Source organism: Microbacterium sp. (assembly GCF_039812165.1).
Classification (GTDB): domain Bacteria; phylum Actinomycetota; class Actinomycetes; order Actinomycetales; family Microbacteriaceae; genus Microbacterium.
Genome location: NZ_JBDIAB010000017.1, coordinates 1 through 26,333, shown reverse-complemented (window position 1 = coordinate 26,333; position 26,333 = coordinate 1). Strand labels below are relative to the sequence as shown.

The 26,333-nt window shown below is 72.2% G+C and carries 27 protein-coding genes; 14 read left to right on the top strand and 13 right to left on the bottom strand.

Features of this window, described 5'->3' with window-relative positions:
- The 6 genes from WML84_RS03110 to WML84_RS03085 all read left to right on the top strand — a co-directional run.
- The coding region (locus tag WML84_RS03110) for an alpha/beta hydrolase (protein WP_347344686.1) at positions 1-759 on the top strand (759 nt) is incomplete at its 5' end.
- A gap of 84 nt (positions 760-843) precedes the next feature.
- Positions 844-1,626: a CDP-alcohol phosphatidyltransferase family protein gene (locus WML84_RS03105; RefSeq protein WP_347344685.1), complete on the top strand. Its 783-nt coding sequence runs from the start codon at positions 844-846 to the stop codon at positions 1,624-1,626.
- 60 nt (positions 1,627-1,686) lie between these two features.
- Positions 1,687-2,709 carry an ABC transporter substrate-binding protein gene (locus WML84_RS03100; RefSeq protein WP_347344684.1) on the top strand — a complete coding sequence of 341 codons (1,023 nt, stop codon included), beginning with the start codon at positions 1,687-1,689 and terminating at the stop codon, positions 2,707-2,709.
- On the top strand, positions 2,699-3,634 hold the full coding sequence (locus WML84_RS03095) for an ABC transporter ATP-binding protein (RefSeq protein WP_347344683.1): 936 nt from the start codon (positions 2,699-2,701) through the stop codon (positions 3,632-3,634). The genes WML84_RS03100 and WML84_RS03095 overlap by 11 nt, the downstream gene beginning before the upstream one ends.
- On the top strand, positions 3,631-5,232 hold the full coding sequence (locus tag WML84_RS03090) for an ABC transporter permease subunit (RefSeq protein WP_347344682.1): 1,602 nt from the start codon (positions 3,631-3,633) through the stop codon (positions 5,230-5,232). Before WML84_RS03095 ends, WML84_RS03090 begins: the two co-directional genes overlap by 4 nt.
- Positions 5,229-6,278, top strand: coding sequence for a glycosyltransferase family 4 protein (locus tag WML84_RS03085; RefSeq protein ID WP_347344681.1), 1,050 nt, complete (start codon positions 5,229-5,231; stop codon positions 6,276-6,278). Before WML84_RS03090 ends, WML84_RS03085 begins: the two co-directional genes overlap by 4 nt.
- Before the next feature lie 18 nt (positions 6,279-6,296).
- Here the strand turns inward: WML84_RS03085 and WML84_RS03080 are convergent, their stop codons facing one another.
- Positions 6,297-7,196, bottom strand: a complete 900-nt coding sequence (locus tag WML84_RS03080; RefSeq protein WP_347344680.1) for an LD-carboxypeptidase — start codon at positions 7,194-7,196, stop codon at positions 6,297-6,299.
- Positions 7,197-7,301: 105 nt separating this feature from the next.
- Here WML84_RS03080 and WML84_RS03075 point away from each other — a divergent pair, with 105 nt between their 5' ends.
- The gene (locus WML84_RS03075) at positions 7,302-7,898 is read left to right on the top strand and encodes an NAD(P)H-dependent oxidoreductase (RefSeq protein WP_347344679.1); all 597 of its coding nucleotides are present in this window, start codon (positions 7,302-7,304) and stop codon (positions 7,896-7,898) included.
- 135 nt (positions 7,899-8,033) lie between these two features.
- Here WML84_RS03075 and WML84_RS03070 read toward each other — a convergent pair whose 3' ends face one another.
- Entirely contained in the window at positions 8,034-8,267 is a 234-nt protein-coding gene (locus WML84_RS03070; protein WP_347344678.1) for a hypothetical protein, read from the bottom strand.
- 117 nt (positions 8,268-8,384) lie between these two features.
- Here WML84_RS03070 and WML84_RS03065 point away from each other — a divergent pair, with 117 nt between their 5' ends.
- The 4 genes from WML84_RS03065 (at position 8,385) to WML84_RS03050 (ending at position 10,668) form a co-directional block, all read left to right on the top strand.
- Entirely contained in the window at positions 8,385-8,630 is a 246-nt protein-coding gene (locus WML84_RS03065; RefSeq protein WP_347344677.1) for a hypothetical protein, read from the top strand.
- The gene (locus WML84_RS03060; RefSeq protein WP_347344676.1) at positions 8,627-9,067 is read left to right on the top strand and encodes a PIN domain-containing protein; all 441 of its coding nucleotides are present in this window, start codon (positions 8,627-8,629) and stop codon (positions 9,065-9,067) included. Before WML84_RS03065 ends, WML84_RS03060 begins: the two co-directional genes overlap by 4 nt.
- Entirely contained in the window at positions 9,064-9,636 is a 573-nt protein-coding gene (locus WML84_RS03055) for a DUF2510 domain-containing protein (RefSeq protein WP_347344675.1), read from the top strand. Before WML84_RS03060 ends, WML84_RS03055 begins: the two co-directional genes overlap by 4 nt.
- A gap of 153 nt (positions 9,637-9,789) precedes the next feature.
- Complete coding sequence (locus tag WML84_RS03050) at positions 9,790-10,668, top strand: response regulator transcription factor (RefSeq protein WP_347344674.1); 879 nt, start codon at positions 9,790-9,792, stop codon at positions 10,666-10,668.
- Positions 10,669-11,273: 605 nt separating this feature from the next.
- Here WML84_RS03050 and WML84_RS03045 read toward each other — a convergent pair.
- Positions 11,274-12,713 carry a glycosyltransferase family 2 protein gene (locus tag WML84_RS03045; protein WP_347344687.1) on the bottom strand — a complete coding sequence of 480 codons (1,440 nt, stop codon included), beginning with the start codon at positions 12,711-12,713 and terminating at the stop codon, positions 11,274-11,276.
- A gap of 184 nt (positions 12,714-12,897) precedes the next feature.
- Here WML84_RS03045 and WML84_RS03040 point away from each other — a divergent pair, with 184 nt between their 5' ends.
- Positions 12,898-14,553: a PAS domain-containing sensor histidine kinase gene (locus WML84_RS03040; protein WP_347344673.1), complete on the top strand. Its 1,656-nt coding sequence runs from the start codon at positions 12,898-12,900 to the stop codon at positions 14,551-14,553.
- On the top strand, positions 14,550-15,746 hold the full coding sequence (locus WML84_RS03035) for a hypothetical protein (protein WP_347344672.1): 1,197 nt from the start codon (positions 14,550-14,552) through the stop codon (positions 15,744-15,746). Before WML84_RS03040 ends, WML84_RS03035 begins: the two co-directional genes overlap by 4 nt.
- On the opposite strand, the gene WML84_RS03030 is transcribed toward WML84_RS03035, so the two are convergent.
- Positions 15,724-16,326 (bottom strand): hypothetical protein, encoded by a 603-nt coding sequence (locus WML84_RS03030; protein ID WP_347344671.1) that lies wholly within the window; start codon positions 16,324-16,326, stop codon positions 15,724-15,726. The two genes, WML84_RS03035 and WML84_RS03030, sit on opposite strands and share 23 nt — an antisense overlap.
- A gap of 105 nt (positions 16,327-16,431) precedes the next feature.
- On the opposite strand from WML84_RS03030, the gene WML84_RS03025 reads away from it, so the two are divergent.
- Positions 16,432-17,088, top strand: a complete 657-nt coding sequence (locus tag WML84_RS03025; RefSeq protein WP_347344670.1) for a histidine phosphatase family protein — start codon at positions 16,432-16,434, stop codon at positions 17,086-17,088.
- Positions 17,089-17,098: 10 nt separating this feature from the next.
- Here WML84_RS03025 and WML84_RS03020 read toward each other — a convergent pair whose 3' ends face one another.
- The 9 genes from WML84_RS03020 to WML84_RS02980 form a co-directional block, all read right to left on the bottom strand.
- The gene (locus WML84_RS03020) at positions 17,099-17,887 is read right to left on the bottom strand and encodes a TetR/AcrR family transcriptional regulator (protein WP_347344669.1); all 789 of its coding nucleotides are present in this window, start codon (positions 17,885-17,887) and stop codon (positions 17,099-17,101) included.
- Between the two features lie 414 nt (positions 17,888-18,301).
- A complete protein-coding gene (locus tag WML84_RS03015; protein ID WP_347344668.1) occupies positions 18,302-18,946 on the bottom strand; it encodes a VOC family protein in 645 nt (214 codons plus the stop codon).
- Positions 18,943-19,560, bottom strand: a complete 618-nt coding sequence (locus WML84_RS03010) for an alkylhydroperoxidase domain protein (protein ID WP_347344667.1) — start codon at positions 19,558-19,560, stop codon at positions 18,943-18,945. Before WML84_RS03010 ends, WML84_RS03015 begins: the two co-directional genes overlap by 4 nt.
- The gene (locus WML84_RS03005) at positions 19,557-20,204 is read right to left on the bottom strand and encodes a CMD domain protein (protein ID WP_347344666.1); all 648 of its coding nucleotides are present in this window, start codon (positions 20,202-20,204) and stop codon (positions 19,557-19,559) included. Before WML84_RS03005 ends, WML84_RS03010 begins: the two co-directional genes overlap by 4 nt.
- Positions 20,201-21,277 (bottom strand): putative FMN-dependent luciferase-like monooxygenase, encoded by a 1,077-nt coding sequence (locus WML84_RS03000; protein WP_347344665.1) that lies wholly within the window; start codon positions 21,275-21,277, stop codon positions 20,201-20,203. The genes WML84_RS03005 and WML84_RS03000 overlap by 4 nt, the downstream gene beginning before the upstream one ends.
- Complete coding sequence (locus WML84_RS02995) at positions 21,274-22,914, bottom strand: ABC transporter ATP-binding protein (protein ID WP_347344664.1); 1,641 nt, start codon at positions 22,912-22,914, stop codon at positions 21,274-21,276. Before WML84_RS02995 ends, WML84_RS03000 begins: the two co-directional genes overlap by 4 nt.
- A complete protein-coding gene (locus WML84_RS02990; protein ID WP_347344663.1) occupies positions 22,911-23,756 on the bottom strand; it encodes an ABC transporter permease in 846 nt (281 codons plus the stop codon). Before WML84_RS02990 ends, WML84_RS02995 begins: the two co-directional genes overlap by 4 nt.
- A complete protein-coding gene (locus tag WML84_RS02985; RefSeq protein ID WP_347344662.1) occupies positions 23,753-24,688 on the bottom strand; it encodes an ABC transporter permease in 936 nt (311 codons plus the stop codon). The genes WML84_RS02990 and WML84_RS02985 overlap by 4 nt, the downstream gene beginning before the upstream one ends.
- A 58-nt stretch (positions 24,689-24,746) precedes the next feature.
- On the bottom strand, positions 24,747-26,333 hold a 1,587-nt coding region (locus tag WML84_RS02980; RefSeq protein WP_347344661.1), incomplete at its 5' end, for a TIGR04028 family ABC transporter substrate-binding protein.

The following is a 26,333-nucleotide window of genomic DNA, read 5'->3' as shown; positions in this document are numbered from 1 at the left end:
GCCTCGGACGGCCCGGCGGTCGTGCTCACGCACGGCGCCGGCATGGATCACACGATGTGGGAGGAGCAGGCCGTCGCGCTGACCGACGCCGACTACCGCGTGATCCTCTGGGACATGCGCGGGCACGGCGAGTCGACGCTGGCCCCGCAGGCCCGGTTCACGGCCGCCGACGCGCTCGAAGACCTCGCGGCGTTGCTGAAGGAGTGCCGCGTCGACAGAGCCGTGCTCGTGGGGCACTCACTCGGAGGCAATCTCTCCCAGGCCTTCGTCCGCTCTCACCCTGACCGGGCAGCCGGGTTGATCGTGGTCGATGCGACGTGGAACACCGGACCGTTGTCACGACTGGAACGATTCGCACTCCGTCTTGCGGCGCCCTCCCTGACGTTGATCCCCGCTCACACCCTTCCGGGCCTCATGGCCCGCGCGTCAGCGATCACGCCGTCAGCCATCCGCCGCACCCAGCGGGTCTTCGCCCGCATGCCGAAGCGACGCTTCCTCGAGGTCTGGACCGCCACCGTGTCGTTCGTCGATCCCGACCCCGAGTACCGCGCGCCGGTGCCGCTCGCGCTGGTGCGGGGTGCCGAGGATCGCACCGGGAACATCGCCACCGCGATGCCCCGGTGGGCGCACGCCGAGAACATCGTGGAGCACGTCATCCCGGATGCCGGTCACGTCGTCACCTGGGACGCACCGGGCGCGACGTCGCACACACTTCGGCAGGTTCTCGACCGATGGGATCGCACCGCGCCGCCCGGCTAGGCACGCCACACCCGAAAGTCAAGGCCCCCGGGCAAACCGGCCGATCCCGGCCGCACCCCGCCGACAACTGTTAGCGTGCGGTTCATGGCCGTTGTACGAGCACGGATCGCCGGCGGCGCGCACGTCTCCGCTGCGCCGGCGCACGGCGGTGCCGTGCCGCGGTTCGTCGCGCTCGGCGTCGCGGCGGTCGGCACGATGGCCGCCACGGCGATGCTGCTCGGGATGCCGACGGCATCCGTCGCGGCCGGTGCCGGCTCACTCGTCGCGGCGCTCGTCGTGTGCACCGTCGGGATGCACCGCACCCATCCGCACGCGCGTCTGGGCGCGGCCAACGTCGTGACGCTCGTGCGGCTCACGATCGTGGGCCTGCTGCTGAGCATCCTCCTCGCCGGCGGAGCACACGCGACCGCGGGACACGCGACGACGATCGTCGCCCTCGGCGTCGTGGCGCTGTGCCTCGACGGCGTCGACGGCCGGCTGGCGCGGCGGCAGGGACTCGCATCGCGGTTCGGGGCGGCGTTCGACATGGAGGTCGACTCCGCCTTCGCACTGGTGCTGTCGGTGCTCGCGGCGTTCGGTCCCGCGGGGCCGCTCGCGCTCGTCCTCGGGCTGCCGCGCTACGTCTTCGGCGTCGCAGAGCTCCTGGCGCCCTGGTTGAACGCGCCCCTCGCTCCCCGCTTCAGCCGCAAGGCCGTCTGCGTCGTGCAGCTGATCGCGCTGATCGCGCTGCAGCTGCCGTTCCTCCCGCCCTGGGCGGCTCTCACGCTGGTCGCGCTCGCCGCGGGCCTCGTCGCGTGGTCGTTCGGCCTCGACATCGCCCGCCTGTCCCGCTCGCGTCAAGGCCTGCCCGCGACCCGTGCGAGGTGACAGGCTCGAAGCACGTCGTGTTGCGGCATCCGCCGCGGACCACCCGCCCGAAGGAGTCCCATGAACGAACACCGCACGTTCTCGCGCCGCGCCCTGCTCGGCGCCGGCTTCGTCGGCGCCGTCGGCCTCGCCGGGCTCGCGCTCGGATGCAGCCGTTCCGAACCGGCTGACGATCGGCTCGCCGCCCGCGATGTCGCGCTGCAGCTGTCGTGGCTGCACTCGGTGCAGTTCGGCGGCAGCTACATCGCGCTCGACCGCGGGTGGTGGAGCGACGGCGGACTGAACGTCTCGCTCCTGCAGGGCGGACCGAACGCGCCCGTCGAGCCCCCGGTGGTCTCGGGCACCGCCCTCGTCGGCATCTCGGCGGCCGACTACACCGCCGCCGCCGTCGCCCAGGGCGCCCCCTTCCGCATCATCGGCGTCGCGATGCAGAAGAACCCCTTCGTGATCGCGTCGCTCCCCCAGCGCCCGGTGAACGAGCCCGCCGACCTGGAGGGGATGCGGATCGGCATGGCGCTCGCCAACACACCCGTGCTCGAGACGCTGTGCACGCTCAACGACGTCGACGTCGACCGCATCGAGGTGGTGCCGACCCAGTACTCGGCCCAGCCGCTGCTCGCCGGCGAGGTCGACTGCCTGCTGTGCTGGCAGACCGACCTGCCGGTCGCGATGACGGTGCAGGGCATCGAGAGCGTCACGATGCTCATGGCCGACTTCGGGTACGCAGTGCACTCGCAGACCTACATCGCCACCGAGCAGAGCCTCGCCGAGCGCCGTGACGACCTCGTGGCCCTCATGGCCGGCGAGGTGCGCGGATGGGAGGAGTACCGCACCGACACCGACGCGGCGGCGCAGCTGACCGTGGACATGTTCCCCGACGCCGGCCTCGACCTCGAGACGCAGCGCCTGCAGGCGGCCGCTCAGGTGCCGCTGATGTTCTCGCCGCTCACCGACGAGTTCGGCTTCGGCTGGTGGACCGACGAGTCGGTCGAGGCCAATCGCAAGACCCTCGAACTGCTCGGCCACCCGGTCGAGGCGAGCCTGTGGGATCGGTCGATCCTGGAACAGGTCCATGGTCGCTGACGCGCGTGCCGATGGGGATGCCGCGCACCCGAGCGGTGCGCCGGTCGTCGAGATCGCGGGCGTCACGAAGGTCTATCCCGGCGACCTGGAGGCGATCGCCCCTCTTGACCTCACCCTCGCGGCGGGCCGGACGACGGCGCTCGTCGGCCCCTCCGGCTGCGGCAAGTCGACCCTGCTGCGGCTCGTCGCGGGCCTCGAGCAGCCCACCGACGGATCGGTGTCGATCGACGGCGCGCGCCCGGCGACCGTCGCCGCACGGGGCGACCTCGCCGTCGCGTTCCAGGACCCCTCGCTGCTGCCGTGGCGCACCGTCCGTCAGAACGTCGCGCTGGCGCTCTCGCTCGCTCGCCGCCCCGCCGACCCGGCGGCGGTCGACCGCCTGATCGGCCTGGTCGGCCTCGACGGCTTCGGCGACGTCCGACCCGCCGCGCTCTCCGGCGGCATGCGGCAGCGCGCGGCGATCGCGCGCGCCCTGGTCACGCAGCCGCAGCTGCTGCTGCTCGACGAGCCGTTCGGCGCCGTCGACGAGCTCACACGGCAGGATCTCGTCGCCGAGCTGCCGCCCCTGTGGCGCCGCCGGGGAACGACCACCGCGCTCGTGACCCACTCGATCGCCGAGGCCGTGCGCATCGCCGACCGGATCGTCGTCTTCAGCCCCCGGCCGGCGCGCATCGTCGCCGACGTGCCGGTCGGCCTGCCGCACCCGCGCACGCCCGCGCTGTCGCGCTCCCGCGCGTTCGAGGACGTCGTCGACGAGGTGACCGACGCGCTCGCCCGCTCGCGTCGCGAGGCTTCCGAGGGCCGGCCGACGGGCGGGGCGGATGCCGCGGCCACCGGCATCCCCCGCGATGATGTCGCCGTCCCCGACATCACCGTCCCCGACATCGCCGTTCCCGACGCCGCCGCATCCGACCCACGGCCATGACCGAGACGATCAGCGCACCGCCGCGCACCGAGCGCCCCGTGCGCACCGCCCGGCGGGGCGAGACGGCCCTCGCTATCCTGGCGCTGCTCGCCCTGTGGGAGATCGTCGCGCGGCTCATCAGCGGATCGTTCGTCCTCGCGGCGCCCAGCGAGGTCGCGATCGCGCTCGTCGAGCACGCCGGCCTCCTCGGGCGCGCGCTCCTCGTGACGGGTCAGGCGGCCCTCGTCGGGTTCGTGATCGGCAACCTCGCCGCCGTGGCGCTCGCGGCGATGTCGGTGCTGCTCCCGCGCACCGAGCGGGTCGTGACCGTGGTGGCGCTCGTCGTCTTCTGCCTGCCGCTGGTGGCCACCGGCCCCGTGCTGCGGGTGCTGCTCGGCCCGGGCGACGGACCCCAGATCGCGCTCGCGGCCCTCGCCGTCTACTACACGACCATGATCCCCGTGCTCGTGGGGCTGCGAGCGGCACCGGCCGGCTGGTTCGACCTCGTCCGCAGCTACGGGCGAGGCGAAGCTGCGGCGCTCCGTCACGTGCGGGCACGGGCCGCGCTCCCCTACCTGGTCGCGGGGCTGCAGATCGCCGCGCCGGCGGCATTCCTCGGCGCCATGGTGGGCGAGTTCACCGGAGCGGAGCGCGGTCTCGGCGTGCTCACCATCCGTGCCTCGCGCGACCTCGACATCGAGCTCACGTGGGCCCTCGCGACCGTCGCGACCGTCGTGTCGGTCGTCGCGTACGCGCTCATCGGCGCGATCGGCAGGCGGTTCGTGACCGAGGCGCCCCCGATCATCCTCGCCCCCGCCCGGCCCCGCGCCTCCACCCGCCGACGCGTCCGGAGCGCCGCCCTGACCGCTGCGGCGTTCGTCGTCGTGATCGTGGCGCTGTGGTGGGGCGGCATCGTCGTGACGGGGCTCAACCCGTTCTTCGCGCGGACCCCCGTCGACGTGGTGCGCATCCTCTCCGGCACGGGCGACGGCGGAGCCGTGCGCGACGCCCTGCTCACCGCGCTCGGCGAGACCGCGGTGCTCGCCGTGCCGGGCTATCTGGCCGGCCTCGCCGCGGGTGCGGGCGCGGCGATCCTGCTGGTGCTGATGCCTCGCGCGGAATCCGTCGCGATGCCCGTCGCGATCGCTCTCCGGGCGGTGCCGATCGTGACGACCGCGCCGCTCGTCGTGCTGCTCCTCGGCCGCGGCGCGGTCGGCGGCATCGCGCTCGTGGCGATCATGGTGTTCTTCCCCACGCTCGTCGCGTGCCTGCAGGGCCTGCGTCAGGCGCCCGGGCAGGCGCTCGACGTGCTGCGCAGCTACGCCGCGCCCGCACGCACGCAGCTCGTGCGGGTGCGCATCCCGGCGATGCTGCCCGCGTTCTTCGCGGCGGCGCGCATGAGCGTGCCCGCGGCGGTGCTCGCCGTCACGGTCGTGGAGTGGCTGGCCACCGGCACGGGCATCGGCGCCCTCATGGCGCTCGCGGCATCCCGCTCGGGGTACGACGTGCTCGCGGGCGCCGTCGTGCTGGTGACGGCCCTGTCGGCGCTCGGCTACGCGGCCGTCGGCGCCCTCGAGTCGCGCGTGCTCCGCGTGTACGCGCCGGAGCAGCAGGCGTGAGGCGCGCGGTCTTCGCGATCCCGGGCGACCTCGACACCGTCACCGGCGGCTATCTGTACGAGCGGCGGCTGCTCGAGGGCCTGCGCGAGGTCGGGACCGACGTCGTCCACCTTCCGCTGGGGGCGACGTTCCCCGACCCGTCCGCCGCGGATCACGCGCACGCCGTCGAGGCGATGACGGCGGTGGATGCCGCGACGCCGCTGATCCTGGACGGCTTCGTCTTCGGCTCGATCGACCCCGCCGCGCTCGCTCGCATCGCCCCACCGATCGTGGGGATGGTGCACCATCCGCTCGCGCACGAGGAGGGGCTCGACGCGGCCCGCCGCGCGCACCTGTTCCGCACAGAGCGCGACAACCTCCGCGTCGCGGACGCCGTGCTGGTCCCGAGTCCGCACACCGCCCGCATCCTCGTCGACGAGTACGGCGCCGATCCCGCGCGCATCACGGTCGCGCGCCCGGGCACCGACCGCCCGACCGGTCGCCGTACGCCCGTCGAGCCGCCGCTGATCCTGTCGGTGGGCATCCGCCATGCGCGGAAGGGCCACGACGTCCTCCTCCGTGCGCTCGCGCTGGTGACCGACCTCGAGTGGACCGCGACGATCGTGGGCTCGGCCTACGACGCCGAGCACGCCGCCGACCTCTCCCGGCTGCGCGCGCAGCTCGGGCTCGACGACCGCGTCGGCTTCGCCGGCGAGGTGCCGGTCGCGCGGCGCGACGCGCTGTACCGCCGGGCGAGCGTCTTCGCCCTCGCGACCCGCTACGAGGGCTACGGCATCGTCTTCGACGAGGCACTCGCACACGGGCTCCCGATCGTGTCGTGCCGCACCGGCGCGGTGCCCGACACCGTGCCGGCGGACGCGGGCCTCCTGGTGCCGCCGGACGATCCGGACTCCTTCGCCGACGCGCTGCGGGTGCTGCTGCAGGACGGCGTCCGCCGCTCGGCGATGTCGAAGGCGGCGGCGGATGCCGGTGCGTCGCTGCCGAGCTGGCTCGACACCGCCCGCACGGCCCAGGCCGTGCTCGACGCCCTCGCCCCGACGTCGTGAGCCCGGCCGCCGCCTCGCCTACCGCAGACCGGCGCTGCATCGGAGCGTGCCGGCATCGGCATCCAGCTCGCACATCGCGCCGAGCGGCACCGTCACGGGATCCGGATCGTGCCCGAGCGGGAGACCGGCGAGGATCGGTACCCGTAGCGTGCCCAGACGTTCACGCAGCACGTCCCGCACGTCCCAGCCGCGGTCACGGTAGCCCTCGAACCCGTCGAGGGTGCCCACGGCGACACCGACGATCCCCTCGAGCGAGCCCGAGTCGATGAGCTGCGTGAGCGCCCGGTCGACCATGCCGAGGCCGGCCGCGCGGTTGATCTCGATCAGCAGCACGTGCCCGATCAGATCGACGTCGAGCACGCCGACGCCCCGGGCGAGCATCTCGAGGTTCCCTCCGGCGAGCGGCCCGGTCGCCCGACCGGTCGTCGTGAGGTCGACGCCGTAGCGCGCCGGATCCGCGTGGATCGGCTCGGGGATCGCGCCGAGCAACAGGCCTCGGACGGTGTCGGCATGATCCCCGGCGACCGCGCCGTGCAACGAGACGACGCCGGCCGCCTGCCACGCGCGGTGGAGCGCGGTGATGTCGCTGAAGCCCACGAGCGGCTTCGGATCCGCCCGCAACGCACCCAGATCGAGTCCGCGGACGAGGCGGAAGCTGCCGCAGCCGCCCGTCACGCAGACGATCGCGCGGATCTCCGGGTCGCGGATGGCGGCGTCGAGGTCGTCGTGCCGATCCGCATCGGAGCCCGCGAGGTAGCCCAGTCGATCGCGCACGCGCGCGCCGCGGCGCACGCGCCATCCCCAGTCTGCGATGCGTCGCGCGGTCTCGTCGATCCAGTCGTCCTCCGCCCAACTCGCCGGAGCGACGAGCGCGACGGCATCGCCGGGCGACAGCCGCGGCGGCAGCACCTGGTCCACGAAGCTCTCCCTCCGCTCGACGGACGCCGGCGTACACGTGCGACAGTACGCGCAGGGCCTCGCCCCGATGCTCGCGACACCGCCGCCGACTGCGATCATGAGGTCATGACCCACGCGCCGCGCCGGCCCTACACGCTCGTGATCTCCTCGAGCCTCGATGCCGGCAGCAAGAGTCGGCGGCTCGCCCGGGCGGCGCGCGCGGAGCTCGAGAGCACAGGGGCGACCACGCGGCTGCTCGATCTGAGGGAGACGCCCGTGCCCGCGTTCGACAACGGGGACTCCTTCGACTCCGAGGCGTTCAATCGCGCCCACGCGCTCATCGACGGCGCCGACAGCGTCGTCGTCGCGATGCCCGTCTACAACTGGAGCGCGGGCAGCGCGGCGAAGAACCTGATCGAGCTGACCGGCGCGACCGGCGAGGACGGGCGACGCGCCGCCTGGTTCGACAAGATCGTGACCTTCCTCTGCGCCGGCGGACTGCCCCACTCGTACATGGCCTACAGCGCGCTCGCCGCCTCGATGATGCTCGACTTCAAGTGCATCGTGAACCCGTACGTCGTCTACGCGACCGAACGCGACTGGACGACGTCCGACGCGTTGAGCGAGACCGTCGCGACCCGGCTGCGGAAGACGATCGCCGTCCACTCCGAGTTGCGCGACCGCCTCCGCGACCGGGCGTACTCGTCCGACTGGGAGATCTGAGCGGGCGCGACCCGGGCTCAGCCGCGCGGCGAGAGCACGTTCCGGCGGCACGCCGGCATGAGCGTCAGGGAGCACCAGGCCGAGGCACGGGAGAACGTCCTCCACCTGCGGTGAGGAGCGGCACGGTCTCGCCGCTCAGGGCGCGCCGACCGGCCGCCTCGCGGCGTTCAGCCGGGCGAGCACGATGCACGCGGCGAGGCCGACGCCGCCGACGATGACGGCGACGACCGTTCCGATCCCGAGCAGGAGCCCCTGCACGAGGGCGAGCGTGCCGAACATCAGCAGGCCCACGCTCACGAGGCCGAGGCCCCGCAGCGCCAGCGAGCAGATGATGCGGAAGAGCCAGTCGTCGCGCCAGTCGACGTCCATGACCCCAGTGTCCGCGCGGTCTCCGGACCTGTCAACAGGCACCGTCGGCCCGCGGACGTCTCGTCCGCGCGAGCGCCGGAACGGCCTTCTGTAACCTACACATGCTACAGTATGCTCATGAAGACGGAGCGATTGCAGGTGCTCATCGACGCGGCCCAGCGCGACCGCTTGGAGCGCACGGCGTCGGCGCGCGGCGTGTCGGTGGCCTCGCTCGTGCGCTCGGCGATCGACGTCGTCTACCCGTCGACCGCTGCGGAGCGCGCGCAGGCCGCGTCGGCGATCCTCGCCGCGCCGCCGATCGAGGCGCCGTCGGTATCCGATCTCGTTCGGGAGCTCGACGACCTGCGCGGGCGGCGCGGATGATCGTCCTCGACACGACCGTCCTGCTCTACGCCGTGGGCGCGGAACACGCGCTGCGCGAGCCGTGCCGACGTGTCGTCGCGGCGATCGGCGAGGACAGACTGCGGGCGACCACGACCGTCGAGGTCCTGCAGGAGTTCGCGCATGTCCGCGCGCGCCGGCGCGGCCGGGCGGATGCCGCGGCGCTCACCGCGCAGTTCGTGACTCTGCTGTCCCCGCTGATCTCGCCCGACGCTGACGACCTCGACGAGGGCTTGCGCATCTTCCGCGAGAACGATCGGGTGGGTGCGTTCGACGCCGTGCTCGCCGCCGCTGCGCTGCGGCGGGATCACGTGACGGCTCTGGTCTCCGCCGATCGCGCCTTCGCCGGCATCCCGGGTCTCCGCCATCTCGACCCGGCCTCGGACAGCTTCGCGGATTGGATAGGTGCGCAGTCATGACGACGGGACCGGAGGCGGGCTGGTACGACGACGGCACCGGCAGACAGCGGTGGTGGGACGGCGCCCGCTGGACCGAGCACTACGTCGACCTGCGCGAGCGCGACGTCGAGCTGCACAGCGACGCCGTTCCCGGTGCTCCCACCGCGCCGGGCTGGTACGACGACGGTCGCGGCCGGCAGCGGTGGTGGGACGGCGCCCGCTGGGCGGATGCCGTCAGGTACAGCGGCGAGGAGCGCTCGCTCGCGGGCATCGTCGTGGACGGCCGCTGGATCCACTTCGGCGCGCTCAGCCAACCGATCGGGGGCGCCGCGGCCTCGTACGAGAGCGGCGCCGAGCTGGTCAAGCGCGGGCGGCTCAGCGCTCCCGCCGCCGCACACACGCTGTTCGGGCCCACGGGCGCGATCACGCCGCGGTTGCTGAAGCGCGCAGTCGACCCGCGGGCGGCCTTCCTGCTCGTGGAGGTGGCCGGGCAGACGTGGCTCGCACCGGTCGGGGCAGGGCAGGAGCAGCAGGCCCGCTCGTTCGCGGGGTGGATCGACACGGTCTCCGAGCACTACCGCTACCGCTGACACCGACCGGCTCGCGCGGGTGCGTCGCGCCGTCGTGTTCCGAACGGGGCGCGCGCGATGGCTGTACGATCAGAGAGGCATCGTGCGACGGGGGTGGAGCGATGTCTATGTCGTCACCCCTTTTTCATGTCACTCGCTGAAACGGGGGCCCCTATGGACGGTTCGGCCGACACCCTGAAGACCGCGGTCGTCATCGAGGACGATCCCGACATTCGTCACCTGCTCGCCGAGGTGCTCGAGTCGGCCGGGTTCTCGACGGTCTCCATCGGCAACGGGCTCGACGGCGTCCGTGCCGTCGCCGCCTACCAGCCGCTCATCACGACGCTCGACGTGCACATGCCCGGCATCGACGGCTTCGAGGCCGCCCGCCGGATCCGCGCGCAGAGCGACACCTACATCATCATGCTCACCGGCCTCGACGACGAGACCGACGTCGTGCTGGGCCTCGGCGCCGGCGCGGACGAGTACCTGACCAAGCCGTTCCGTCCCCGGGAGCTGCGTGCGCGCATCGACGCCCTGATGCGCCGGCACCGGCAGTCGCCGCCGACGCCCGCAGTCCCCGCGCAGGACCAGGTCGGTCCCTCCTTCCCCGTGCGCCCGCCGGTCATTCCGGTCGCGACACCCGCCGCGACTCCGGCCGCCACTGAGCCGTCGCCCACATCCAACGGGCAGGATACCCTGCCGGACGACGCCGACTGGCTCGTGCACCGCGACCTCCGCGTCGATCCGGAGACCCGTATCGCGGCGCTCGGACTGGACGAGCTCGATCTCACCCGCACCGAGTTCGACCTGCTCGCCACGCTCATGCAGTCCAAGCGGCGCGTCCGCAGCAAGGCGGATCTGACGCTCGTCCTGCGCGGCGAGTCCTACGTCACCTCATATCTGGTCGGCGAGGCCGACAAGCGCGCGGTCGAGGCCCACATGACGAACCTCCGCCGCAAGCTCGGCGACAACCCGACCAATCCGCGCTACATCGAGACCGTGCGCGGCGTCGGCTACCGGCTGACGTCCGAGGACCTCATCGCGTCCTGACGCCCGGAAGGGGCACCCCTCCCCAGAGGTGCCCCGCTCCTCGGAACTCCCCCGGTCCCGAGCCTTTCCCGCTCCCCGGTTCCCCGAGCTCATCCGGGACTCCCCAGTCCCGACGTGAGTACTCGCGTCCCCGTTCGTTCCGGACTCCCCAGTCCAGAACCTCCCCCAGCGCCCCAGCGCCCCGTCCGTCCAGAGCCCCAGCTCCGGCTTCCCCAGTTCTCCCCAGCATCCCCAGCTCGTCCGGGACTCCCCAGTCCCGGCACCCCCGGCTCGTTCCGGACTCCCCAGTCCAGAACCTCCCCCAGCGCCCCAGCGCCCCGTCCGTCCAGAGCCCCAGCTCCGGCTTCCCCAGTTCTCCCCAGCATCCCCAGCTCGTCCGGGACTCCCCAGTCCCGGCACCCCCGGCTCGTTCCGGACTCCCCAGTCCAGAACCTCCCCCGTTCGTTCCGGACTCCCCAGTCCGAACCTCCCCCGCATCCCCTCTCCGGTTCCGGCGGGACTCCCCAGTCCCGACCTTCCCCGATCCCCCGCCCCGGGATTCCCCAGTCCCGGGCTCCGCAGCTCCCCAGCTGCTCCGAGGCTCCCCCATCTCGCGGCCTCGACCGTCAGACCTTGAACCCGTGCTGGCGACGAGTGAGCTGAACGAACATCGAGAGCGTCTGCAGCACCGTCACCACACCGACCACAGGCCAGCCGATCCACAGGATCGAGGACTGCACCACGGGCCCGAGCATCGTCCAGCACACGCCGATCGCGACCAGCACCGCCGCCAGGACGATGAGCGGCACCCAGTGACCGTGGCCTCCACCGCGCTCGGCCTTCGCCTGCATCGCCCAGTTGTCGACCTGCTTGCGCGAGAGGAAGCGCGTCCACGAGCGGATGAAGTGGCTCAGCCGGATCCACATGAACAGCTCCGCGGGCACCAGCGTCACGGCGAACAGGATGTCTCGCGCGTCGCGGTCGTTCATCGTGAGGGCCACCCGCAGGTTGAGCAGCATCGCGACCACCGGCGGCAGCAGCCACCACGGCGAGAAGACGAAGGCGCCGATCGAGAGCGAGCCGGCCAAGAGCACCAGGAACGCGACCCGGACGAACAGGTTCGTCACCATCGCCAGGTTCTCGAACCAGCGCACGCGCAGGTTCGGGTGGAACGGCTGCCCCTTGGTGTCACCGCGCTGGCCGGGCCACATCAGCTCGATCGCACCGTACGTCCACTTCACCTGCTGCGCGTCGTAGCTGCGCAGCGTCGTCATGCCGCCGACGTCGGCGCGGGCGAACGGGCTGATCTTGGTCAGGTAGCCGGCGCTCTTGATCTGCAGCGACAGCAGCGAGTCCTCCACCTCGCTGTCGCGCACCCACGGCGTCGACTGGTGGTTCGCGGCCATGACCTCGCGCAGCGCGTGCGTCGAGAAGATCGAGAACTGACCGCCCAGCACCGCCATGTTGCGGCCGCGCAGCATGTTCTGCAGGTTGAACGCGGCGAACTGCGTACGCTGGCCCGCGATCAGGAACTTCGCGATCGCGCCCTTGATGGGACGGTCGTCGATCGAGTAGATCGCCGAGATGCCGCCGATGCGCGTGTCGGAGACGGCCTCGGCCTCGAGGAGCTCGACAGCGCGGCGGTCGGCGACCGTGTCGCCGTCGACGCCGAGCAGGTAGTCGTACCCCTCGACGAGGGCGTAGCCGTAGTTGAGGGCACCGACCTTCTTGTCGGGGTTCTTGCCGATGTCGTGGACGAACACCTCGGTGAACTGCGAGCCGAGCTCGGTCTCCAGCTCGTGCGGGCCGCTGAAGGTCGACGCGATCCGGACGGTGGCATCGGTCGTGTTGTTGACGACGACGTGGATGGCGTCGGGGACGCGGGTCTGGGCGAGCAGCGCCTCGATCACCTGGGCGATCGACTCCTCCTCGTTGTAGGCGGGGATGACGCAGCCGATCGTGGAGCGGTGGATCGAGATCTGCTCGATCACCGACTCGAAGTCGTCCGCGAGGTCGCGCTCGGCGTCGACGCCGTCGGTGTGGACGGTTGCGGTGCGGGGTGCCAGTACGGTCACGGTCTCGCCTTCGGATCGAGGTCTGTGCGGCGGGCGTTCTCCCGCTGCATGAACAGCATCTCCCACCGACCGCAACGAAGCTTTCGGGGACCACGAAGCCTGGCGCAAGGTTTCCTCAAGGCTGCCGCAACGCCGTTCCCGGGTGGCGGGCGTGCGCCCCTCTAGACTCGCTGTCATGACTACCGGGGGGTTGTCGAACGAGCCGTTCGCGAGTGCGCCTGATTCGCGGACGCGTTCGATCTGGCTCACCCAGCTGGTGCTCGCGGCCGGCGTCGTGATCATCGCACTGCTGGTGACCGTGCTGACGCCGTCGCTGTTCCTCGAGGCCAGCTTCGCCGCCGGCATCCTCGGCATCCTCGCGCTGACCGCGATCACACTCGGTGCGCCCTGGTCGCGGCTGCCTCAGGGGGCCGTGCTGGCGATCCCCTTCCTCGACGCGCTCGCGATCGGCTCGGTCACGCTCGGCACGAGCCTGCGCTTCAGCTACCTGTGGGTCTTCCCGGTGATGTGGGCGGCGATGCACTTCCGGCCGCTGGTGCTGACCTCGATGCTCAGCGGCATCGCGGTCATCGTGCTGATCGATGCGGCGCTCAACTCGAACGAGCTGGCCGTCCTGCCGGTGCTCATCGTGATGCTCTCGCTCACGTTCATCGGCGTGACCGCGCATCTGACGATGCGCCAGATGCACGCATTCCGCAAGCTGCTGAACCGGCAGGCACGTCGCCTCAACGCGACCCTGACCCGCCGTTCCGAACAGGAGCGCCGCGTGACCGAGATGCTGAACCGTCTCGACATCGGCGTCGTGCGCGTGGCGCACGGAGGCACCGTGCTCGCCGTCAACGACGCCTACATCCAGCTCTACGGGCTGAATCCGCTCGATCCCAGTCAGCCCGCACGATCGGTCGAGTACGACGGGCTGAGAGGGATGCCGGTGCCGCTGGCGGAGCGCCCGTTCGCGCGCGCGGCGCGCGGAGCGGTCTTCACCGACGTGCGTGTCTGGCTCTTCACGATGGAGGGCGAGTGGCGCGCCCTGTCCGTGACCGCGAAGAGGGAGGGCTCGTGGGGCAACGAGGACGCGGCCGTGCTCCTCCTCGTCCACGACGTCACCGCGATCACGCACGCCCAGCGCGAGCGCGAGCGGCTGACGGCGATCGCCTCGCACGAGCTGCGGCATCCACTCACGGTCATGATCGGCAACGCCGAGCTCGCCCTGGAGAGCGATGACCTCACCCCCCGCACGCGGGAGCGGCTCGAGAGGATCGTGCGCGCGAGCGAGCGCATGCTCGAGATGGCCACGAGCATGCTGAAGGGCTCGCACTCCGCAGCGCCCGCCGAAGACTCCCTGGGGCGTGTCGACATGCGCCAGGTCGTCACCGACTCGATCGACTCGTTCCGCCCCGCGGCGATCGCGCACGACGTCTCGGTGCAGCTGCGCATGAGCGGACCGTTGCTGGCGACCGCCGACGGATTCCGCATCAGACAGGTCGTCGACAACCTCGTGAGCAACGCGATCAAATACACGCCCCGGGAGGGCGAGGTGCACATCACCGGAACACTCGAGGGCGACGAGGTCGTCCTCACCGTCGCCGACACCGGCATCGGGATCTCCTCCGCCGACATGCCCCGCATCCTCACTCCCTACTTCCGCACCGACGAGGCGAAGGAGACCGCGAGCGGGACGGGTCTGGGGCTCAGCATCAGTCGCGACATCGTCAAGGCGCACAAGGGAACGCTGACGATTGAGAGCGAGGCGCACACGGGCACGACCGTCACGGTCCGTCTGCCGCGGGCTTCGGCTCGCACGATGGCGTCCGTGAAGGAGGCGGTGTGATCGACCTCATCCTGCTCGACGGTCCCGGCGTGGGCATCGCACAGGTGGCGATCGCGACCGCCGCGACGATGCTCGCGATCGGCGTCGCCTTCCTCATGGCGCCGAGCCGTAGCACGCTGTGGTGGTCGCTGACGTTCACGCTGGTCATGGTCGCGTCGTATGGAATGGTGGCGGGCTCTGCCGACGGCTTCGAGCCCGTGCGCGGGATCTCGGTCGGCCTGATGATGGGCGCACCCGCCCTGCTGTGGTCCGGGTTCCGCGCGCTCCGCGGCGCTCGCAACCTGGCGTGGATCGGTCCCGTCGTCTCGGTGCTCTCCATGGGGGCGCTCGCCCTCTCCAGTGGCACGGACTGGTACGCCTCGCTGTCGCGCTTCGTCTTCCTCGCCGCCTCCGTGTTCGGCCTGCTTCTCTTCGTGGAATGGCGTCGGATGCCGCGGCGACAAGACCCGTTGCAATGGCCGCTCGCGATCGTCTCGCTCGCCTTCCCCGTCGTGGGCGTCCTCGGCGTGGCCGGGGCGATCGGCGTCGTGAATCGCCTCTGGCTCCCGATCACCGACGGCGTCGACCCCGCGGTCGTCCGTCTCGTCGGGTCGATCGGCATCGTGGTCTACGTGGTCTGCGCGATCGTCGCCGTGCTCGACATCTCCACGCGTGAACGGATCCGCCGGAGCCGGTCGGCGAACGGCTCCGAGGCGGGGTGGCAGCACTTCGAGCGCGCGGCCGCGGAGCAGCTCGCGCGCGCGCAACGGGCGGGGCAGGCGTCCTCGGTCGTGTGGCTCGAGCTCGACGACGTGACCGAGATCCGCCAGACCGTCGGCAGCACGGCCCTCTCGCAGCTGACGGAGCGGTTCCAGGCGGCGGTCCGCGACGTCTTCCCCGCCGAGGCCGAGGTGGGCGCGCCGAATGCCGCCCGCGCCGTCGTCGTGGTGCCCAGACCGGATGCCGCGATCCGAGAGCTGATCCGCACCGTGCTGCTCGAGATCTCGCAGCTCGATCTCGACGGTCGCATCGCCGTGCAGCCGTCGGCGAGTGCCGGCTGGGCGCCGACGTCGACCTCCGGCTACGACCTCGGATCGCTGCTCTACTTCAGTCGCGAGGCGGCCGCGCTCGCCCGTGAGAACGGCGGCGACCGGTGGGAGCGCGTGGGCCCGGCCGTCGTGGAGCGACTGCTCAGCGGGCCAGGGCGACCGTGAGCACGTCGGTCACGGTCTGCTTGGCGTAGTCGCTCGAGGTGGGCGTGGCCTGCACCAGGAAGTCGTATTCGAGTCGGAGCGTCACGAAAGTGGCCTCTTCGGGCAGCGCGCCCACGGTGAAGGTCTGCGAGTAGCTGTAGGGCGACAGCACGAGGTAGCCGGGACTCACGGTCGCGGCATCCGTCTGCGCGTCCAGCGGTGCGAGATCGCCGGCGGGCGTGCCGGGGACGGCGACCATTCTCGCCCGCTGCAGGAACACCTTCTGCCCGTCCGCGGGCGTGATCGTCGTGGTCATCGAGATCTCGAGCGGCTTGAGCGCGTCGGCGGTCCACTCGCCCATGTCGAGTGACGACCAGTAGTCGACGGTGGCGACGACCGCGCCGGCCTCCAGCTCCCGCTGCGTCGATCCGCCGGACAGGTCGTTGGGGACGGGAGTGGGGGCGACGGCCGAGCGGGACGATGCGGGTGTCGGCGCCGCGGCGTCCTCCTCCCACGGCGGCGTGCCGCAGCCCGCCGCGAGCAGGACGATCGAGAGCGCGGCACCGGTCACGAATGCGCGACGCAAGACGACGTTGGCCATGGAGCTCCCCCTCCGGCGTCGACGCGCGACGCCCCTGACGGCCAGTGTAAGACCAATGCCCGTCGCCTCATCCGAACGACGCCCCAGGCACGCTACGGTTGCCGCGTGACCACCTTCGACGCGCTCCCCGACCGCCCCGCCCCCGACAACCCCTCCGGCAAGCTCGTGCTGCTGCGGCACGGCGAGACCGCCTGGTCGAAGGCGGGAAAGCACACCGGCCTCACCGACATCCCGCTCACCGCCCACGGCGAGGATCTGGCCCGCGGGGCCGGCGCCCTCGTCACCGGCTACGACTTCCGGCTCATCCTGAGCTCGCCCCTGCAGCGGGCCCGCCGCACGGCGGAGCTGGCCGGCCTCGACGCCGACATCGACCCGCTCATGGTGGAGTGGGACTACGGCGGGTACGAGGGTCGCACCACGAGGGAGATCCGGCAGGAGCTGGGCTACAACTGGAGCGCGTTCACGCACGGCGTGATCCGCGGCGAGACGCCCGGCGAGACGGTCGAGGAGGTCGCCGCGCGCGCGTCGCGCGTGCTGACGCGGGTGCTCCCCGCCCTCGCCGAGGGCGACGTCGCCCTCGTGGCGCACGGGCACTACCTGCGCATCCTCACCGCCGTGTTCCTGCGTCTCGCGCCCCGGTTCGGCGCCATGATCACGCTGGATGCCGGCTCGGTCTCGGTGCTCGGCTTCTACCGCGAGCAGCCCTCCATCCTGGCCTGGAACCACGGCCCGGAGCTGCCCCTGGTGCCGTCGGAGTCGTAGGCGCCGACGCTCAGGCGCCCGGGGCGTCGGGGTCGGGCTCGGCGAGGGCCTGGATCACGCCGAGGAAGCCCAGCGCCGCGAGGCTCCAGTCGGTCGTGCCGCCGTCGATCGCGGGACCGGGCACCGTGCCGTCGACGAGCTCGGGGCTCACGACGTAGCGCTGCACGAGTCCCTCGACGACGGCGGCGCCCGCGGCGGCGACGTGCCTCGTCGTGATGCCCGGGCGCAGCCGGTAGTGCAGCACCGGCAGCAGACCGCTGTAGAAGTCGGCCATGCGGTTGAGGAAGTCGTTCTCGGCCACCTGCAGCGCCGTCTTGATGCGCTCGCGCGCCCCCTCGTCCGCGATGCCGGGAAGGGTCGCGAGGATCGCCATGTACGTGCGCCAGCCGACCGAGCTCAGCAGCGACGCGAAGTTCTGCTGCGCGCCCAGGCGGATCGTCTCGCGCAGCACTCGCTCCCGGCCCTCGGCGGTGACCAGCAGGTCGGGGTGCTGGCGGATCACGGCCCCGGCGACCCGGATCGTCTCGGGGTCGTAGGCGGCTCCGACGCCGCCCTCGGGCTGCACGAGCTCCTCGAGCAGGCGCGCGAAGAAGCGGTCCTTGCTCTGCCACACGCGGTAGAACGAGGTCTTCGGCACGTCGGCCAGCTCGAGCAGCTCGTCGAGGCGGAGATGCTCGAGGCTCACGGTGAGCCCGGCGCGCTGGATGAGCTGCCTGGCCGTGTCGAGCAGCCTGCTCTCGATCTCGGCGCGCGAGAGCCGCTGCGGCTCACGCGGCGCGCCGGTCCACGAACTGCTCACGATGACTCACCCACAACTTCTCATCTTTCTCTCATCCTACTTTTCGCTCCCGTCCCGCACACGACCGCGGGACGTCGAGATTCCGTCCGTCCCGAGGAAGGCGCGTCGACACGCCAGAGTTGGAACTTGACTTCCCAAGTTCTGACCGGTTAGCATCGAGCAACCCTCGATCGCAGAGAGTGGGGGCGGGTCTTCCAACTGGGACGGAGCACGATCCGCCTGCGAGCGAGCGAATCTCCTGGGGGTACGACCGGTACGAGCGACGCGGTGTGGGGACACCGCAGAACGAGTCGCGAGCCCGAGAGGGAACGCACGGGCGACGGCAGGACGAACAACACGAAAGGCCCCAGGCGACTGGGGCCTTTCGTCTGCCTCCGTCCGTGCCGGACGACGCTCTGCGTGAACGGCGCCGCCCTACAGGACGACCTCGTCGCCCACGGCCGTCCGCACCGTGAGACGGAACGCCGCGGCATCTCCCGGCACGACGTCGGCGAGCGCTCCCGCGGGCAGGCCGAAGGCGTCGAGCGCCGCGCGCGCGGCCGCCGGGTCGGGCTCGACGCGCTCGAACGAGACGAGCTCGACCGTCGGCAGGTCGCCGAGGCCCGGGTGCGCGGTGCTCCCCCAGTCGATGAGGAACGGCAGGTCGCGTCGCGACTCGTGGCCCTTCGTGAGGCGCCACTTCAGCAGGGCACCCTCGGGAGTGCGGCGCGAGAGCCCGACCACGGCACCCGGGTCGTGGCCGGCGGCCGCCGCACGCGCCACGACCTCGTCGATGCCGGACGGATGCACCGAGTACGTGCGCACGACCGGCGCGGTGAGCCGGTCGATGCCGAACGTGGCCGGAGCCTCGGCGGCGGCAGGGTCGGGGCCGATCAGCTCCAGGTAGTGCGGCCCTCGGCGGCCGTCGACCGTGAAGGCGACGAGCGCGTTGGCGGTGCCGGTCGGGTGCACCCCGCCCGGGGTCGCGACGACGCCGGTGCGCGCGGCGAACCAGTCGACGAGATCGCCGAGATGCGGTCCCGCGATGACGACGTGGTCGAGCTCGGCGGGGATGCTCACGACGCCTTCCTGCGCCGCGCCGGGATCTCGGGCTCGCCGAGCGAGAGCATCAGCCGGTTCGCCCAGTTGAAGAAGGCCGCGCCGTTGATCACGTCGACGATCTCGCCGTCGTCGAGGCCGGCGTCGCGCAGCCGCGCGACGTGCTCGGCGCCGAAGGCCGGCGGGGTGGTCGTGAGCGCGACGGATGCCGCCACGACGGCGTTCCAGCGCTCGTCGCCGAGATCCGCGCCCACGCCCTCGTCGAGCAGCCGCTGCACGTCGTCGCGCCGGCCCGACTCGCGGGTCGCCGCGGCCGAGTGCACGGAGGCGCAGAAGACGCACCCGTTGCTGCGCGAGGCCGCGGTGGCGGCGAGCTCGCGCTCGGCGCGGCCGATGCCGTCGGCGGTGTTGTAGAAGATGTCGAGGTCGGTGAGCGTGCGCGCGCGGAGCGCGTCGGCATCCCGCACGAGCAGGCGGAAGTACGGGCTCTTGATGCGGAACTCGTCGATGAGCGCGTCGCGCTGCGCCGCGGTGAGGTCCGCCTCGGCGACCGGCTCGAGCCACGGCACCCAGCCGAGGCCCTCCTGCGTGAACCGCTCGGGGCGGTCCAGCGTCTCGTACTCGGTGACGCTCATCGGGTCTCCTCCGTCGCTCCCACGGCCGATGCCGCCTCGCCCAGCACGCGCAGGCCCCACGCCGTGCGCAGCTGGAACGACAGGAACGCCACCAGCTGCGAGAGGGTGACGATGTCGTCGGTCGACCAGCCCGCCTCCACGAGCGCGGCGAGGGCCGCCGGGTTCGACTCGCGCGGCCGGTAGACGAGCAGGTGCGCGTGCGCGAGCGCCACGCTCAGCCGTTCGCCGAGGAGGGCGACGAGCGCGGGCTCGGGCGCCCACGCGTCGCCGACGACGCTCTCGGCGGCGAGCCCCGGCTCGCGGTACACGCCGTACGGTCCCGTCCGCTCGGCGTCGCCGGCGGCGGCCTCGATCGCCGCCACCGTGAGCGGCGCCTCGTCGTCGAGGAGGTCGCGATAGAACTCCGCGGCGGACGCGAGGCCGTGCAGCTGCGACACGAAGGCCGCGATCGCGTAGCGCTCGGCCAGCGGGAACGTGCCCGGGTCGGCCGGCTCGAGCAGCGCCTCGAAGCTGCGCTGCGCGTTCTCGCGGGCCTGCGGCCGCCGCGCGCGGATCGCGTCGAGCGGGTCGCCCGGTGCGACCCCGGCGAGCAGGTCGATGATGTCTGCGGCCTCCGCGACGGAGGCCGGGGGCGGTGCGTTCATGGACGTCCTTCCGGGTGGAGGTGTGCGGCGGCGTCCGCCGTCGCGGTGGCGTGCAGCTCGGCGGCCGTCTCGGGGCCCACCCGCAGGCCGAGCCGCGGCGCGACCTCGGTCGCCAGCAGCTCGAGCGAGCGGAGCGTGATCTCGTGCGGCGCGTCGACCGAGTGCACCTGGAACGCGACGTCGGTGGCGTGGTGCAGGGTCTCGTCGGCGCCGAGCGAGGCGACCACCTCGTCGACCGTGCCCACGTGGGTGTCGGTGAGGCGGCGCAGCTCGTCGAGGGTCAGGCTCGCGGCATCCAGCTTCAGGAATCGCGCCGCGAGATCGCGCAGGCCCGCGTCGGTGCGCTCCAGGATCGCGGCGCGGTCCTCGGGGCCGACGACGACGACCGTGCGTGAGGCCAGGATGCGCGGCGGAGCCTGGTCGCCGAGGGCCGCCAGGTAGCTCTCGATCACGGGTCGCTGCACGTCCCACAGGGTCGCGTCCGGCCGGTCGGCCGGGCGCGGCTGCGTGCGCGACAGCAGCAGCCCGTCGCCGCGCGCACCCGCGCGCGCCGCCCCCTCGGCCGAGAACGTCGCCTGCCACAGGCGGCGCTCCAGACCGTTCGCGACCGGGTACAGCGACTCCGCGGTGCCGCGGATGCCACGCCCTGAGAACGCGTCGACGAGCACCTCGAGATGGTCGGCGAAGACGGCCCGCCGCTCGTCGAACGTGTGCCCGAACGCCTCGAACGACGACGGGGTGCCGCCCGTGCCGACCCCGAGCTGCACGCGCCCGCCGCTGAGGGCGTCGAGCACCGCGGCATCCTCCGCCACGCGGATCGGGTCGTCGAGCGGCAGCGTCACGATGCCGGTCGCGAGCGCGATGCGCGCGGTGCGCTGCGCCGCCGCCGCGAGGAGAACGAGCGGCGACGGCAGCCCGCCCTCCTGCTCGTGGAAGTGGTGCTGCGCGATCCACGCCGAGGCGAAGCCGACCCGCTCGGCCTGCTCGATCTGCTCCAGCGCGAACCGGTAGCGGTCGGCCGCGGACGCCTGCTCGAGCAGTCGGGTGAAGAACCCCACGCGTGGGCCTGTCATCGGTCGTGTCCTTCCGTCGGGTGGGCGCCGCGGAACGCGACGCCGGGGATCGCCGCGAGCAGCTGGCGGGTGTAGTCGTGCTCGGGCTGCTCGAACACGCGTCGCGTGGGCCCGAGCTCGACCTGGGTGCCGCGGCGGAGCACCGAGACGGTGTCGGCGATCTGCCGCACCACGGCGAGGTCGTGCGAGATGAACACGTAGGTGAGTCCGAGCTCGGCCTGCAGCCGCGAGAGCAGCCGCAGGATCTGCGCCTGCACCGTGACGTCGAGCGCCGAGACGGCCTCGTCGAGCACCACGAGCCGCGGCTCGAGGATGAGCGCGCGCGCGATCGCGACGCGCTGACGCTGGCCGCCGGACAGCTCACGGGGCTTGCGCGCGCCGATCTCGGGGGCGAGCGAGACGAGCTCGAGGAAGTGCGCGGCGCGCTCGTCGCGCTCCTTCGCATCGCCGATGCCGAAGTTGCGCAGCGGCTCCTCGACGATCGCCGCGACGCTCTGGCGCGGATCGAGCGACCCGTAGGGGTTCTGGTACACGAGCTGCGCGGTGCGTCGGAAGTCGCGCGCCGACCGCAGCGCGGTGACGTCGACGCCGTCGACGAGGATCCGACCCGCGGTGGGGCGGCCGAAGCCGGCGATGCTGCGCCCGGTCGTGGTCTTGCCCGACCCCGACTCGCCGACGAGCGCGTGGGTCGTGCCCGCCGCGATCGCGAACGAGACGTCGTCGACCGCGACGAACGGCGCGTGCCCCCTCCCCCGCGAGAACTCCTGGCGCAGCCCCTCGACCTCCACGAGCGGCCGCTCGCCCTCGACGGCGGCGCGCGGGGCGACGCGCTCGACGATGCGGCCGAGCGACGGCGCGTCGGCGAGCAGCGTGCGCGTGTACTCGGATGCCGGCGCCGACAGCACCTCGGCCGTGCGACCCTGCTCCTGCACCTGTCCGCCGCGCATGACGACGAGGCTCTGCGAGTGGTCGGATGCCACCGCCAGATCGTGCGTGATGAACAGCACGCCGGCGCCGAGCTCGGTGCGCAGGCGGTCGAGCAGGTCGAGCACGCGCTTCTGCACCGTGACGTCCAGCGCGCTCGTGGGCTCGTCGGCGATCACGAGCTCGGGCTCGAGCGCGAGCGCGGCGGCGATCAGCACGCGCTGCCGCATGCCGCCGCTGAGCTCGTGCGGGTACTGCCGGATCCGGGTCTCGGGGTCGTCGATGTCGACCCGCTCGAGCAGGTCGAGGACGCGGGCGCGGATCTTCGCGCGGTCGCGCCACCCGTGGATCCTGAGGCTCTCGGCGATCGACGCGCCGATCGTGACGACCGGGTTGAGCGAGTTGCCGGGGTCCTGCGGGATGAGGCCGATGCGCCGCCCGCGGATGTCGCGCATGCGCCGGTCGCTCAGCCCGGTCAGCTCGGTGTCGCCGAGGCGGATGCCGCCGCCGGTGACGCGCCCGTTGCCCGCGAGGAGCCCGATGACGGCCTGGGCGACGGTCGTCTTGCCCGAGCCCGACTCGCCGACGAGCGCGGTGACCTCGCCGGGCCGCACCTCGAAGGTGACCCCGTCGACCGCCTGCACGTGGCCGCGGCGGGTGTGATAGGCCACGCGCAGGTCGTCGACGCGCAGCAGCGCTCGCTCGGCGCTCATCGGCCCTCACCCCCGCGGATCGCCTGGCTGAGGCGGTTCGTCGCTAGCACGACGAACACCACCACGAGGCCGGGGAGCACCGTGAGCCACCACGCGGTGGCGACGTAGTTGCGGCCCTCCGAGATCAGCAGGCCCCACTCCGGCGTCGGCGGCGGCGCGCCGTAGCCGAGGAACCCGAGCGTCGAGATCTGCAGGATCGCCGACCCGAACTGGAGGGCGGCGAGCGCGATCACCGGCGTGAGCGAGTTCGGCAGCACGTGGCGCCACAGCACGCTCAGGAAGGTGCCGCCGCTGCCGTAGGCGGCCTCGACGTACTCGCTCGTGCGGACGCTCACCACCTGCGACCGCGCGAGCCGGGCGAACACGGCGATCGAGGTGACGCCCACGGCGAGCGCGGCCGTCCACGTGCCGAAGCCGAGGAGGATCACGACCGTGAGCGACAGCAGCAGCGTCGGGATCGCGAGCATGACGTCGATGATCCGCATGAGCACGTCGTCGACGGCGCCGGGACGCGCGCCGGCGACGACGCCCACGGTGGTGCCGACGACGAACCCGACCAGCACCGCGATGAGCGCGGCGCTGATCGACTGCGACGCACCGTAGACGACGCGCGTGTAGAGGTCGCGGCCCGTGGCATCCGTCCCGAAGACGTGCTCGGCGCTCGGCGCCTGCAGCGCCGTCATCGCGGTGCCGTGGGTCGGGTCGCCGGGGGCGAACAGGCCGGGCGCGATCGCCCACGCGAGGGCGACGAGGATCACGACGACCGAGAGCACGACGCCGACGGAGAGGCGCCGCGAGCCGCGGCCGGCTGCGGTCAAGATCGACGCGGTCACGGCGGTCATGCGCGTGCCCCCTTCCGGAGCCGGGCGTCGAGGACGGGATAGAGCAGGTCGACCACGAGGTTGATGAGCACGAACGTCACCGCCGAGAGCACGACGACGGCGAGCAGCACCGGGGTGTCGCGGTTGGCGACCGCCTGCGCGGTGAGCTGGCCGATCCCGGCGCGCCCGAACACCGTCTCGGTCACGACGGCGCCGCCGACCAGCTCGCCGAAGAGGAGGCCGGCCATGGTCAGGGTGGGCAGGAGCGCGTTGCGCGAGACGTTGCGCCACAGGAGCCACGACGTGCTCGCCCCGCGCGCCTTGACGACCGAGACGAACGGCTGCGCCTTGACGTCGTCGATGCTACGCGTCAGCACCTGGGCGAGGGGCGCCGCGATCGGCACCGCGATCGTCGCGACCGGCAGGATGAGCGACTGCGCCGGCGTCGCGCCGATCAGGGGCACGAGTCCGAGCTGGAAGGAGAAGATCTGGATGAGGATGATGCCGAGCCAGAACACCGGCACCGACACGAACAGCGGCGGGATGCCGCGGAACACGCGTCGCAGGATGGGAAGGCCGCCGTAGGTCGCGGTGAAGGCCACCGTGACCGCGACGAGCACCGCGAGGACGATGCCGAGCACCGCCAGCAGCAGCGTGGACGGCAGCGCCGTCGCGATGAGCGTCGACACCGCCGCACCGGACTGCACCGAGTAGCCGAAGTCGCCGCGCAGGAACCCGGCGGTGATCTCGAAGAACCGCGTGAGCGGCGGCTCGTCCGCCCCGTACGCGGCGCGGATCTCGTCCAGCTGCTGCGGGGTGAGGCCGAGCTCCGGGCTGCCGTAGCGGGCGAGGATCGCGTCGCCGGGCAGCACGCCCAGCAGCACGTACGCGACCGTGTAGGCCAGGACGAGCACGATCGCGGCCTGGCCCAGCCGGCGCAGCACGTAGGTCATGTCCATCCTTCACAGCGGGATCGGGGGCGGATCGCGCCCGCCCCCGATCCTTGCGGCATCAGCGGTCGAGCCAGGCGGAGTACCAGCTCGGACGGCCGACCGACTCGGTGGCGAAGCCCTGCACGTCCGCGCGCAGGCCGAACACCTGCGGCTCCTCGAAGATCGGGAGAATGTACGCGTTCTCGGCGAGGTGCCGCTGCGCCGCCTCCGACGCGGCCTGACGCTCGTCCGAGGTGGGCTCCGACGCGATCGCCGACAGCAGCTCGTCGAGCTCGGCGTCGCCGACGCTGCCGTCGCGCGTGTCGAGGTTCAGCAGCGTGTTGCGGTTCTTCGACGCGTACTGCGACTTCAGGACGTCGAAGTCGGCGCGGCCGACCATCGAGTGGTACACCTGGATCGTGTCGATGTCGAGGCGCGCGATGTCCTGCGCGGCCTGGTCGCCGGGGAACAGCTTCACCTCGATGCCGAGGTCCTTCAGCTGCTCCTGGATGATCGTGACGACCTCCTTGGAGCGCGGCTGCGGCAGCGCCTCGTTGAACTGCAGCGTGAGCCGCTGGCCGTCCTTGACGCGCACGCCGTCGTCCCCGGGCACGAAGCCGGCCTCGTCGAGCAGCTTCGCCGCCTTCTTCGGGTCGTACTCGTAGTACTCCGACGTGTCGACGTAGCCGAGCGCGGTCTTCGCGAGCGCACCGGTGGCGAGATGGTAGTTCTCGGTGAAGAGGGTGTCGACGATCGCCTGCCGGTCGATGCCCGCGATGATCGCCTCGCGCACGCGGACGTCCTGCAGCAGCGGGTGGCGGAAGCGGAAGCTCAGGCCGTTGTTGACGCCGTTGGTCGCGGCGGCGACGAGCGCGAGCCCGGATGCCTTGAACTGCGCCTCGTCGGGCGCCTCGATCTGACGCGCGGCGTCGGCCTGACCCGAGACGACCGCGCCGACCCGGACGCTGTCCTCGCCGGCGACGCTGTAGGTCACCGAGTCCAGCAGCGCGCGGCCCTGGTGCTCCAGCGACGGCGGCGCCCAGTCGTAGTCGTCGCGCGCGGTGAGCACGATCTCGGTGCCGACCTTCTCGTCGGAGATGACGAACGGGCCGCTGCCGATCACGGTCGTGGCGTTGCCCGGACCGTAGCCCTCGGTGGACTTGTCGAGCGTGGCATCGGACAGGAGGCCCGAGTTGATGGTCGACACCGCCTGCGCGAAGCCCGGCGCGGGCGCCGAGAAGTAGAAGGTCACGGTGTCGTCGTCGACGACCTCGCCGTGGTCGTAGTTGTTGATCGCCTCCGACACGGCCAGCTTCTTGTCCGGGTCGCCCTTGCCGTACAGGTCGAGGTTCTTGACGACGTTGGCGGCGGTCAGCGGGGTGCCGTCGGAGTAGGTGACGTCGGTGCGGATGTCGAACGTGTACTCGGTGGCATCCGCGTTCACCTCGGGAAGCGCGGTCGCGATCCACGGCTCGAGCTCGAGCGTCTCGGGGTTCTGGTACAGCAGCCGGTCGGCGATGTTGTTGATGATGCCGCCGTTGGGGTAGAAGCCGCCCCCGGGCGGGTAGAGCGTGTTCCAGGTGAGCGAGTCGAGATAGGTCAGGTCGCCGCCGGCCTTCGGCTCGCCGGACGAGGCGGTGGAGTCGGTGGATCCGCCGGAGCACGC